Below are 13,129 nucleotides of genomic sequence, written 5' to 3'. Positions count from 1 at the left end.
CGGAATTGTAAAAATAATAAAACCAAGCAGACTGGAAACATTAAGGTTAGATAACAGATGAAAAAAACGTTAGTTGCATCGGCTTTAGCAGCCGTTATATTCGTTCCAACAGCTTCAGCTATTGAGATCTATAAAGACGACAAGAACGCAGTAGCGATCGGTGGTTGGATGGATGCTCGTATCATCAATACTCAAGGCGAGACAGAAGTCGTTAACGGTGCATCACGCATTAGTTTTGAATTTACCCGTGATATGGGTGATGGCTGGAAAACCTTTACTAAATTAGAGTGGGGCGTTAACCCATTCGGTAATAGTGATATCGTTTACAGCAATGAAAGTCGTTTTCAGTCTAAAAGCGATGAGTTTCTTAACAATCGTCATGGTTATGTCGGGCTCGGTCATGAGGAATATGGTTATCTGACCATAGGTAAGCAGTGGGGCGTATGGTATGACGTGGTTAATAACACTAACCTAGTCAACACTTGGGATGGCAACGCATCGGGAACTTATACTTACAACAAGGGTGATGGTTCTGTAAACGGCACTGGCCGTGGTGACAAAACCGTTCAGTACCGCAATAGCTTCGGTGATTTTAGCTTCGGTCTTCAGGCTCAGTTAAAGAATGATGAATTTAAAATTGATGAAATTTCAACTTCATCAACTGCAGCTTTTTTGTCTGCAAAAGGCATGGCTGATAATGCTAATCAAGCAGTAACCACCACGGTTGAATATAACTACACCTATGGTGGTGCAGTTATTTATAATGCAACCGATATGTTAACCCTGACAGCAGGTTTCAACCTAGGTGAGTTTGAAGCGACGACTTCTACAGGTAAGCGTTCTACTAAAACTGATTCTATCTATGGTGCTGGTTTAACTTGGGGTGGGTTTGAAGCTCCAGGTTTCTACGCTGCAGTTAACGTTAATGAGCAAAAATACCATGACACAGATAACATGGGTCGTATGATGCCAGACGCTATCGGTCTTGAGTCATTGTTTACCTACAAGTTTGATAATGGTCTTAAGCCTATCTTTGCCTATAACTACCTAAAAGCGGGCGATGAATATGAAGCCTTGTATAGCAATAGTGCTGATAGTGGTGAATTTAAACGTCAGTTTATTGTAGCAGGCCTACATTATGTATGGGATTTACAGACCATGCTTTACATTGAAGTCCGTAAAGACTTTAGTGAGTTTAGTATAGGTAACCAAGCTGCAGATGAAGATGACGGTGTTGCTATCGGAATCAGGTATTACATGTAATACCTGCTAAAACCATAAGTTGACCAACGCCCATTTATGGGCGTTTTTTATGTCTCTTTCTAGTGTTAGTAAAACAAACTAAAACAGCAAATTTGAAATTAATTCAATTTCTTTTAGTTAAACTTCAGCTCATACCTACAGTTACACTTAATAAATCTCTTAAATATACACTTTTGAACAATGCTACAAAAAATTTCCATATGTAAGGGTTTGTTTCTTACCATGTCGAAGAATAAGTTTTTGTGTTTGTTGAAAGCAAGTGATGTTTATTATTTTAAGTTAGTTCAAAGGATTAACTCTAGAGTTTTATATGTTCCATATCGCCTCTCTTTTGTATTTCAATTAAATTTTATTACAAAACATATGTAAGTTTATATTGTATTTTCTCCGCAAAAAGTATTTAGCTTGTCTAAGTTGTGGCTTAGTGGTTATTTACGTTGATCTTTTGTTCGCCTCGTGGTTTATTGTGTTGCGAAGGGGTGAGTTTTTAGTTGATTACTTCAACCCCAAAAGTGATGGAATTAAAATCCAGGGAGATTCAAATATGTTTAATAATAATCTAATAGCCAAATCAGTGCGTCTTGCGATCATTGGTGGTATAACGGCGGCAACTTTTACTTCGTCCACAGCTTTTGCTGTTGACGAAGAAGCGACAGACAAAGTAGAACGAATTGAAGTTACTGGTTCTCGAATTAAGAGAACTGAGATTGAAGCAACGTCCCCCATTATCACGATCAGTGAGGCTCAGATAGAGATAACAGGGGCAAATAACGTCGCAACCTTTATTAACGAGTTGCCGTCTGCTGGTATTCCGGGAACAACGGATACCGCTTCTAACTTCAGAACTTCAACAACAGGGATAAGTACTGTCGATTTGCGTAATTTAGGCAGTAACAGGACATTGATCTTAGTTAATGGTCGTCGCCATATTGGCGGCTCTGCAGGAAGTCCAACGGTTGATGTTTCTATGATACCAATTGATCTGGTTAAGCGAGTCGAGGTTGTTACTGGTGGCGCCTCTGCCGTTTATGGGTCGGAAGCAATTGCAGGTGTTATTAACTTCATTATGAAAGATGAGTTTGAAGGGATAGAGTTCAATTCTCGTTTCGGTGATTCATCTGATGGAGGCGGTGAAGAGAAAGATTTTACCGTTACACTTGGTGGTAATTTTGCTGAAGATAAAGGTAATGCAGTTGTACATGTTGGTTATAGTGACAAGAGCGTTTTAAGATCAAGTGATAGAGATATTTCAGCGCATGATGCAGTTAATAGTACATTCGGTCCAAAAGGTAACTTTTTTGTTCCTGGCCAAGGTATTATTACTCAAGATGACACTACAGGTTTATGGGATAAACCTTTTGTTGCGGCAGAAGATGGGTTTGACCGAAACGCAGTTCGCTTAATTCGAGTACCTACTGAGCGAGTTCAACTCAACGCGAACATTAAATACGACTTAAATGAACATGTTAACTTCTTTAGTGAAAGTGCATATAGTCAGCTCACATCCAGCTCACAGTTGGAACCTACAATAGTAGGTAGATTTATCAGTGTGGGCAATAGTATTCCTAATATAACTATTCCTATTAATAACTATTTTGTTCCAACTGAATTAAGAAACGCAGTACTTGCAGGTGATCCTGATGCGACCGATTTTGATATGTATCGCCGTTTTGTTGAGCTTGGTCCTCGTAGCAGTGATGTAGATAGAAAAGTGTTTAGAACTGCATTTGGAGTAGAAGGCGCTATAAATGATAATTGGGATTACAATGCTTATTATCAATACGGTAGCTTTTCGCAATCCCAAACTAACGGTGGCGTTTTTAATACACTTAATTTTTATAATTCATTACAAACAGAGCTAGATGCAGACGGCAAAGTACAATGTGCTGATTCCTTTGCTCGAGACTTAGGTTGTGTGCCAGTTGATGTATTTGGTGCTGGGGCGATAAGTGGTGATGCCCTTGATTGGGTATCTGTTGATAGTCAGTTAACGTCAACAATGAAGCAACAAGTTTTCGGAGCTAGCATTACTGGCGTTGCATTTGAACTACCAGCGGGTGATTTAGGTGTTGCTTTTGGTTATGAATGGCGTTCAGAAGAAAGTAAATTTAATTCAGATGCGTTGGCACAGTCTGGTTTAACATCAGGAAACACTACGCCTAATACGAAAGGTGACTATGATGTTTCTGAATACTTTATGGAAGTAAATATTCCAATACTGTCAGACTTACCTTTAGCCCAATATGTAGGTTTAGAACTGGCATATCGATATTCTGATTATAGCACTATTGGGGGAGCATCAACCTATAAAGTTGCTTTAGATTGGTCTCCGTTTGATGACTTGAAGATACGAGGTGGAGTATCTACAGCTGTTAGGGCACCAAACATTGGTGAGCTCTTTGATCCCGGCAGTGAGACATTCCGCTCCTTTGTTGATCCGTGTGCTTTAGGCGGTAAGGGAGGAACGAGCGCAACGGGTGAAGTTTATCAGGTTCAATCAGCAGCAGTGCAGGCTAATTGTGCTCAAATCCCTGGTTCAGCAACATTAGATCCATTTGCTTTGAATATTCGTAGTGCTGGTGGTTTGTCAGCAGGTAACCCTGACTTAAAAGAGGAGACTTCAAAAGCGAAAACTGTTGGGTTTGTATATTCCCCATCTCAAGTTGAAGGGTTAAGTTTTACCGTTGATTATTTCAAAATTAACATCGAAGATGCCATTAATGATTTTGGCGCACAAACCACGGTAGATCAGTGTGTACGTCAACCTGATTACCCTAATAATCCTTTCTGTGACTTAATTAAACGTGATCCAACCACTGGTCTGGTAGATCGGATTAATGCTTTAGCCATTAACGTTGCCGATTTTGAAGTTTCTGGTATTGATTTTACAGCTGATTATCGTTTTGAACTTCCTGTTGGTGACTTAGATTTAGGTCTGATAGGTACGTATTCATTATCAAATGATTTTGTGCCGTTTACAGGTGGTGAAGTTGTAGATAGTCAAGGTGAGATTGGAGCGCCCGATCTTAAGGCCAACTTTAATATTATATACTCTTTAGAAGATCTGAAGCTTGCGTGGACGGTTAGGTATATTGAGGGAGTAAACGTAGAAAATGACTCAGTTGAGGCGTTTGGCACTCTACCAACTTATGTCTATCATAATATGCAAGCTCGATATCATTTTAACGATAATCTAGAGCTTTATGCTGGTGCAAATAACGTGTTCGATAAAAAGCCACCTTTCTTAGGTCAAGGCGTACCTGGTGATGCTACTGGTACGAATACGGCATCGGATGTGTATGACGTATTCGGTCGTTATTACTACGGGGGGATTAAAGTAAAGTTCTAACATAGTAATACAAGAAAGACGTTCACAGGAAAAACGCAGGTTGAGTAATCAACCTGCGTTTTTCCTTACTATTTCTTTACGGATAGGGTTGTATTGGAGAAAAACTACGGGCTTAACCACACTTCGGTTCCATATTTAGTTCATATACTGTCTTGATTTCTTTACATAATGTTTAGTTGAGGGCTCTAGTTGTAATTTTTCACAATGCTTTACCTCGAATTACATATCCAATATTTAACTAAAATATTCCCTTTAAAATTATTAACGTACTGTTTTTAAACTGTAAAACCTTGGTTGTATGCTCCTTTCTATTTTTTATCTGAACTAGGAGAATATAAAGTTCTAGATGGAACGCCTGATTGCTATTTGAGCTATCGCTGTTTCGATTCGGTCGAAATACCTTCGGCGCAAGCTAGTTGCTTGCTCTGTCAGTGTGGTCTTGCGTGGTTTTTTTGATTGTAGACTTCACCTGTGATGGGTGTGTGTGTTGTTACTTTTCACCTGTACCGCATTTTATGTTTTTATTTTTTTGTTGTCATATTGATTGCAAAGGTGAAAAATCACCGCTAACTGTTGCTAAAGTGTTGCTCTTATGTTTTATTTGGCTGTATCAGTGCGCATATGTAACGGCTCGTGTGTCAGGGTCGATGTACTGAAAAAATAAAAATATAAGTCCAGGGAGAAACAACATGTATAAGAATAGTTTTTTAGCTAATTCAGTGCGTTTCGCACTCATTAGCGGTGCTGCAGCGGCAGCTTTCGCGGCACCAGCCATTTATGCAGCAGATGAAGAAAAGGTAGAACGTATAACGGTAACAGGTTCTGCTATTAAGCAGACTGACATGGAAGGGGCATTACCTGTTCAGGTAATTACCGCGGAACAAATCGCCAGATCTGGCGTAACTAACGTTCCTGAATTGATTCAACAACTGCCAGCCATGCAGGGCTTTACCACTGCACCAGACTCAGTTGGTGGCGGTGGCGGTGGTTTGCAAACTGCTTCTATTCACGATTTGGGTGCTTCCTACACGCTGGTGTTGCTTAATGGTCGTCGCCTTGCGCCATCGACGTCTGGCAGTACCATCGATCTGAACTCAATCCCTTTTGCGGCAATTGAGCGTGTCGAAATACTGACAGATGGTGCATCAGCACTTTATGGCTCTGACGCTATCGCTGGTGTATTGAACTTTATCTTGAAGGATAATTACCAAGGCTTCAATGTTACTGGTCGTTACGATAAACCTCAGGAAACAGGTGGTGAGAGCTGGAATGGCAGCATCACCGGTGGTTTCGGTGATATCGATAACGATGGCTTTAATGTCCTGCTGTCATACTCTCACGATACGCAAGAGCAATTGGCTTCTAAGGATCGAGATTTTGCTAAAACTGGTATTATCTCCTTCCAAAATGAAGGCCGCGACCTGTACTTCTTTAACGGTTCTGGTAACGCGATCCCTGGGAACGCACGTGTAAGTTACAAAGATGCTAATGGTGACACTGTCCGCCGCGCATTTAACCCATTCTCACAAAAGAACGGTGGTTGTGCAGAAAACACGTCTGCTATTTTAGAAGAGTGTTGGTTTGACTACACCTCTACCATCGAAATTGTGCCTGAAATAGAGCGTGATACTATTTTTGCTAACGGTCAGTTAGCGATAAATGACGATACGACCCTCTTTTTGGAAGCAAACTTTGCTAATACCAAAATGGTTTCTCGTATTGCTCCGTATCCTACTGGTTGGTTTAACTTGCCAGTTGATGCTGGATTAGTTGACGAGTACATCGTTCCTTACCTGAACGACGCAGAAAAAGCGGCTTACGATGCAGGTGATCTGACCACTCAGGCTCGTTGGAGAGCTCTGCCTGCAGGTAATCGTACTACCGAATACGACACTAGAACTATCCACACCGTATTTGGTGTAGAAGGTTTAGTTGGTGATGTGGATTACTCAGTTGCGGGTTTCTATTCAAGCAATGATTCTGACCAAAACTACCCAACTGGCTGGTTGTTAGAAGACCCATTCAAGGCTGCGGTCAGCTCAGGTCAAATCGATATATTTGCACCTGCTGACGGATTTGATGACGCAAGTCAGGCGGCACTAGATAAAACTATTTACAGCGGCAACTGGTCTAACACCAAGACTAAAATGTATGGTTTTGATGGTAAGGCATCAACTAGCTTGTTTAGCCTACCTGCCGGTGACGTATACATGGCAGCCGGTTTTGACTGGCGCAGTACAAGCTATGATGTATCTATCTCTCAAGCAAACCAAGATGCAGTGATCCTGTTCTTGGGTACCGATACCGCTTACGAACTTGAGCGTCAAAACTACGGAGTATTCTCTGAAGTCCAGATCCCAGTAATTGAAGATCTGAATGTCACAGCATCTGTTCGTTATGATAAAATCGATGCGATCGATGACAAACTCAATGGTGGTACCGTAGGTAACTCAATGGACGACATTACTTACAAGTTGAGCACCCGTTACCAAGTAACTGAAGACTTATTACTGCGTGGTTCTTACGGCACAGGTTTTAAAGCACCAAGCATGCTAGGCATTGCCCGTCCACAAAGTGAGTTTGGCGTAACTGGTGGCAGCTACGATTGTCCGTTCCCAAGCGGTGATCCCTTGGCACAGTATTGTTTGTCGGGTAAGTCACAGTACAGTGTTTTCTTGAAAGGCAACGAAGAGCTTGAGCCAGAAAAGTCAGAACAGTACTCGTTCGGCCTTGTATATGCGCCATCTCAAGAATTCAGTTTGACCTTGGACTATTGGAATGTAGAGATGAAGGATCAGGTGGCAAGCCTGACCCAGTCTCAGATCTTCGAAGATGCTGAACTTTACCGTGAGTTGTTCACAACGAAGTTGAACAGTGGTACAGGCGAAGAGGAACTGGCAATCATTCAGGGGTCAGTGAATGTTGGTAATGCGAAATATTCAGGTATTGACTGGAATGCACAAGTAGTTAATGAATTGTCATTTGGTACATTGACTACTGGCTTTACGGGTACTTACATGATTGACAGTGAGTACACCAAGCCAGGCACTGACGAATACATCAGTAGCATGGGGCGCTTCGGTGATAACGAATCGGTTACCTTCCGTGTGATCTCTCAATTGCAAGCCACTCTAGACCACTCTTCACCAATTGGTGAGTTTGCGCATACTGTTCGTGCAAACTACAAGTCTGGCTACAAAGATCAGTTACAGACAGTAACCGAAAATGATGCCTTTGGTGATCCAGTGAGTATTCAGTTAAATATCTCTTCATACACAACGTTTGATTACCAAACAACGTTAATGGCGACTGATGAATTGACTGTAAGCTTCGGTATTACTAACTTCACTGACACCAAGCCTGATTTGTCATTGCGTAGTGGTGGTGCTGGTCACCAGGTAGGTTACGATCCACGTTACGTTGATTCATACGGTCGTACCTTCTACTTGCAGGCAGGTTACTCCTTCTAAGGGGAACCCTGCTAGTTAGTACATTTTAGCAACTGATAAGGCCATGCGTACAAACGCGTGGCCTTTTGTCGTTTGCCCAGCGAAGCTGTCAGTTTCAAGAAACCTGAATCACCCTGACAGAGGGGAAGATAATCCAATCGCAAGGGCGTTGCTGGCTAACGATGAGATCTGAAGGAAGCCATAGGAAGTAAGGTGTACACAACTAACTGTAACCTGTTTCTACGGTATAGGTGGGTAAGTGTCCGAAATAGCGCGAAGCCCACTCTATTTGATACGAAAGTTAGTCAGACCTATTTAGTGAGGTGGCTGATACAATTGAGAAGTTAGTCTTACAGGGAGTCGGTGTAATAACTGGGGTCGCCTCACCCTACTCGATATGCTTCAAAATTCCATTGACGCGTTTGTCAGTGCTATTTGGTAACATTCATATCCATCTGTCATTGATGCTCTGATACCACTCTACTCTATTGGTGACCGGTAGACGCTGATCAATATTCTTAACCTTTATTTGTGTGGTGACCGGCATGGTTTTGATAATGACGATTACTCACTGATATTTTCAGATATCTTGTGTGTTCTTTTTGTGGGATGTTTTTAACTGGTCATTGGTGGCCTCTACTTGGATTTATATTGTGCTTTCCCTTGAAGAATAAAATACATCCATACGCCATCTGGTGATTGATTAACCTTGGTTGAAAGTTTTGATCACAACCAAGGCTGCTTAATTCAATTGATTATCTCTAGTTCAGCTTTATGAAACAAAACAACGATGTCCACTCATACTGACTCTAAGGTTTATTTTTTAAGGCGGCTACGCTAATGAGAGCGGATGTATTCACTTCGATGTCAAATTTCCTCAGTATTTCCCTGCTGAAAACACTTTAATAAGAACTGTTATCACTAAGTCTGTTCTAGGTGCTGGGCATTTGTTGTTCAGCTAACAGTTTTTTTTAAAGAACAAATCCATGAATACAGAAATTACAGAAGTTGAACTTCATCAATTTAAACCTCTCTTTGATTCGCTTACCAAAGTCAGGTTACTCATTTCAGCATAATACACTACTTACTATAAACTTTTTAGATTAAAAATAGCCTGGTTGGTGAACACAGAGGTGTAACTGTATAGTCCTCTTTACAATAGATATTTTTTTACATTCGTTATGTTGTTGATTAAACATAGGTTTAAAAAAATACTGAATAAAATTCTCGGGATTTGACTGTGCGCCCCCTGTTGCGCTTTTACTGGTGTTGTTGATTAAATGTTTCAACTGTGGTTTTATCTGCTTCAAGATGGCCTCATGTGGGTGTATTGTGCCTATATTATCGCTCATCTTGAAATAATATAAATAAAAAATATAAGTCCAGGGAGAAACATTATGTATAAAAATAGTTTTCTAGCTAATTCAGTGCGTTTCGCACTAATTGGTGGTGCGGCTGCTACAGCATTTACTGCTCCAGCCGTATATGCAGCAGATGAAGAAAAAGTTGAGCGTATCGAAGTCACTGGCTCACGTATTAAGCGAGTTGATATGGAAGGTGCAAACCCTGTCCAAATTATTACTCGCGAAGATCTTGTTCAATCGGGTATATCTAATATAGGTGATATCCTACAAGAAATCCCAGCAGTAGCTGGTGCAGCAACTAATACTGCTATTAACAATGGCGGAGGTGGAGCGGTACGTGTTTCACTTCGTGGTTTAGGCAGTCAAAGAACACTCGTATTGATTAATGGTCGTAGATTGGTTCACTCAGGTTCAGGTGCTAACTCTTCTGCTGATTTAAGTACTATTCCAGTAGCAATTATTAAGCGGATAGAAGTGCTTAAAGATGGTGCGTCTGCTGTCTATGGTTCAGACGCGGTAGCTGGTGTAATTAACGTTATCACTCGAGATGATTTCGAAGGTTTTGAAGCGAATGTTTCATATGATGGTTCTACTGAGAATTGGGATGGAGAAACTAAAACTGTCGATGTAACGATGGGCTTTAACAACGATAAAGGTAATGCTGTTGTTAGTGCTTATTACACTCAGCAAACTGAACAGATGTCAGGTGATAGAGATTGGTCAGCATTTGAATATGCGTTGGATCCTGAAACTGGTGAATTAAATAAAGGGGGATCTTCTGCGCCACCTTGGGGTCGTTACAATGGTATCGACGGAGCTGGAGGTTGTAGCTCTTTTACTCATGGTGCTGCTAATGGACCTGGACAATCAGATCCTTCTGATTTTACTAATCCAACGGGCTATGAATGTTGGGATTGGGGTAAAGATACCTATAACTATGCGCCTGCAAACTACCATTTAACGCCACAAGAAAGATACGGCTTCTATGCTTCAGGTGAGTATGAAATAGCCGATTCTTTACGTTTCTTCTCAGAGCTGTCTTTTAATAGACGTACATCAAAAACAAAGTTGGCTCCACTGCCTTTGGCACCTTTAGCTTTCTTTGGTTGGGGTGATGCTCCCTATTCAGCAGATAACTATTATAACCAGCAGTTTGGTCCAAAAGATAAAGATGGTAATACTGTTGAGATAGCTGATTGGCGTCGTCGTATGGTCGAAACTGGTGGTCGAGACACGACATTCAGAGTTGATACTGTAAGAGCTGTTTTTGGTCTTAGTGGTGAGTTTGATAACAGCTGGGGATATGAAGTTTCCTATGTATTTGGCTCCAATGAGGCTGGTACAGCAGCTCAAGGTGGCGTTAATTTCGAAAAAGTCAATAATGCTGTAGGTCCATCTTTCATGGATGCTCAAGGAAATGTAGTTTGTGGTACTGCTGCGAACCCCATTGAGGGCTGTGTGTCATTAAATACGTTTGGTATTCCAGGAACAGACACTCAAGTGACTCAAGAGATGCTTGATTACATCACTTTTGAAGCTCATGATTTTGGTTCAAATGAACAAACAGTGTTAAGTGCTAGTGTCTTCGGTGATGTTTTTGAGTTACCTGCTGGTACTGTAGGAATGGTATTTGGTGCTGAGCATCGAACAGAATCAGGTAGTGATTTACCCGATGCATTGATTGCGCTTGGTATTACATCTGGTTCAAGTAGAACGAAAACTGAGGGTGATTACTCTGTCAACGAACTATTCACTGAAATCAACGTTCCGTTACTAAGTGGTGTTGTTGGTGCTGAAAGTTTAGAACTTGATGGCGCTGTTCGTTATTCTGATTATGATACTTTTGGTGACACGACCAACTATAAGATTGGATTAAAGTGGAGACCAATTGAAGAAGTAATGATCAGAAGTACTCTTTCAACAGCATTCCGTGCACCTTCTACAAGTGAGTTGTATGCTGGAAGTTCTGACAATAGTCCTACCGTTGTAGATAAATGTGCCACAAATCCGACTCCATTCTGTATTGCTGATGGCGTGCCAGCTGGTGGTTTTGAGCCTATCGGAGACCAGTTATCATCGACTAAAGGTGGTAATGCCAATTTAACACCTGAAGAAGCTGATACGTTGACAGTTGGTATCGTTTATAGCCCTGACTTTATAGAAGGCTTGTCATTGACTATTGATTATTGGGATATTGATTTAACCAGTGCTATTTCAACAATTGGTGAGCAATTGATTCTAGATAAGTGTGCTGATGAAGGCTTGTACTGTGATCTGATCACTCGTTATGGGGCTGACGCTGGTTCACTTTATGGTAACTCCAGTGACATTGATGATCGAAACATCAATGTAGGTTCAATCCATTCACAGGGTTATGATTTCAATGCCTTATATACCATGGACACTCAGATTGGTACTTTGAGCTTTGGTTTAGACAGTACTTATTACCAGACATATGATATTACACAGGCTGATGGCTCTGTAGTTGAAAATGCAGGTTGGTACCGTCAAAATAGTGGTGATGGTAACTTCCCTGAATGGAAAACTAACTTAAATGTGAAGTTAGCGAGTAATGATTGGTCTGCATATTGGAAGGTTCGTTACATTGGTGAAGTGTTAGAACCATTTGATGCAAATGCTGATGGCACAACTGATTTAGCAGATCCTAGTGATTCACGCACCGTTGATAGCCAAATTATCAACGATGTAAGATTCACATATTTCTTTGATAATGTAAGTACAACTATTGGAGTGAATAATCTCTTCGATGAAGATCCATCATTTGCCAATACTGGATTTAATGATAATACAGATCCACGTACTTATGAGACAACTGGTCGACACCTCTACTTAGCAGTAGGTGTAACGTTCTAAGTTATAAGTAGTGTTATTTTAACTGTAAAAAGGCATGTTTCGTAGTATGAAACATGCCTTTTTCATTTGTAAGTGTATATTTTTATTAAATGTTGAGAATTAACCAACTTCGATTTTCTAGCTAAATTACAAGGGTCATTATATGAAAAAGTATATAGTCAGTGGTTTGTTTGTTCTATTGGCAGGTTGTGCCTCGACAGAAACGGAGAAGCAGTCCGCATCAAATAACGAAGAACTAGTTTGTGAATATCGTGCTAAAACAGGGAGCAATTTAAAGAAAAAAACATGTATGACAAAAACTTTAGCTAAAGAGTTATATGAGCAAAACAAGCAAGATCTAAGAGATGCAATGAGAAAAGGTCAGACTCAAACTAGTGGATTATAATAAGTTACAAAATACGGCCTGTGAAGTGCATTCATTAGGCCATTTTTTATTTAGAGTACGATAGGTCTTATATTTTGACTCTATTTATAGTCGTTATTTTATCGTTATAAATACAATTATATTTAATTATTTCTCATGAGTAACTCATTTAATTTTTCTAAACCGTGTAGTTATACTGGTATAATCAGATTGAGTTGCTGAGATGTTAAACTTGTTAAATGTTGGTTACTGCAATTAATCTCTTAATTTTCAATGGGTAATAACTTTATTTCAGCTTTGCTATTAAAGCTTTATTAATACATTTTAGTCTTGTTTGTCTAAAAAACTCCATTTTGCTACTTTTACCGCCTTTAAGGCACTTTTCTACTAGTTTTAGCCCTGTCCAATTGTTGACACAGGTCAACAATTTGTGAAATGATGCTAGTGGTGCTACGCCTTATACGGC

Annotated in this window: 5 protein-coding genes; all 5 read left to right on the top strand. The window is 40.4% G+C overall.

Annotation, left to right across the window (positions count from 1 at the left end; all coding sequences use genetic code 11):
• Positions 1-57 precede the first annotated feature (57 nt).
• The 5 genes from HWQ47_RS17145 (at position 58) to HWQ47_RS17125 (ending at position 12,684) form a co-directional block, all read left to right on the top strand.
• On the top strand, positions 58-1,263 hold the full coding sequence (locus HWQ47_RS17145; protein WP_269967279.1) for a porin: 1,206 nt from the start codon (positions 58-60) through the stop codon (positions 1,261-1,263).
• Positions 1,264-1,807: 544 nt separating this feature from the next.
• Positions 1,808-4,612, top strand: coding sequence for a TonB-dependent receptor plug domain-containing protein (locus tag HWQ47_RS17140; protein WP_269967278.1), 2,805 nt, complete (start codon positions 1,808-1,810; stop codon positions 4,610-4,612).
• A gap of 689 nt (positions 4,613-5,301) precedes the next feature.
• A complete protein-coding gene (locus HWQ47_RS17135; protein ID WP_269967277.1) occupies positions 5,302-8,082 on the top strand; it encodes a TonB-dependent receptor in 2,781 nt (926 codons plus the stop codon).
• Between the two features lie 1,376 nt (positions 8,083-9,458).
• Complete coding sequence (locus tag HWQ47_RS17130; protein WP_269967276.1) at positions 9,459-12,299, top strand: TonB-dependent receptor domain-containing protein; 2,841 nt, start codon at positions 9,459-9,461, stop codon at positions 12,297-12,299.
• A 142-nt stretch (positions 12,300-12,441) separates the two neighbouring features.
• Entirely contained in the window at positions 12,442-12,684 is a 243-nt protein-coding gene (locus tag HWQ47_RS17125; RefSeq protein ID WP_269967275.1) for a hypothetical protein, read from the top strand.
• The last annotated feature ends 445 nt before the right edge of the window (positions 12,685-13,129 follow it).

It is taken from the genome of Shewanella sp. MTB7 (genome assembly GCF_027571385.1).
Lineage (GTDB): Bacteria > Pseudomonadota > Gammaproteobacteria > Enterobacterales > Shewanellaceae > Shewanella.
The sequence above is the reverse complement of the archived record's forward strand: the minus strand, read 5'-3'. Positions and strand labels throughout refer to the sequence as shown.

Coding starts and splice junctions, on each gene's coding strand:
- HWQ47_RS17145 (WP_269967279.1), top strand. CDS start 58: ATGAAAAAAACGTTAGTTGCATCGGCTTTAGCAGCCGTTATATTCGTT.
- HWQ47_RS17140 (WP_269967278.1), top strand. CDS start 1,808: ATGTTTAATAATAATCTAATAGCCAAATCAGTGCGTCTTGCGATCATT.
- HWQ47_RS17135 (WP_269967277.1), top strand. CDS start 5,302: ATGTATAAGAATAGTTTTTTAGCTAATTCAGTGCGTTTCGCACTCATT.
- HWQ47_RS17130 (WP_269967276.1), top strand. CDS start 9,459: ATGTATAAAAATAGTTTTCTAGCTAATTCAGTGCGTTTCGCACTAATT.
- HWQ47_RS17125 (WP_269967275.1), top strand. CDS start 12,442: ATGAAAAAGTATATAGTCAGTGGTTTGTTTGTTCTATTGGCAGGTTGT.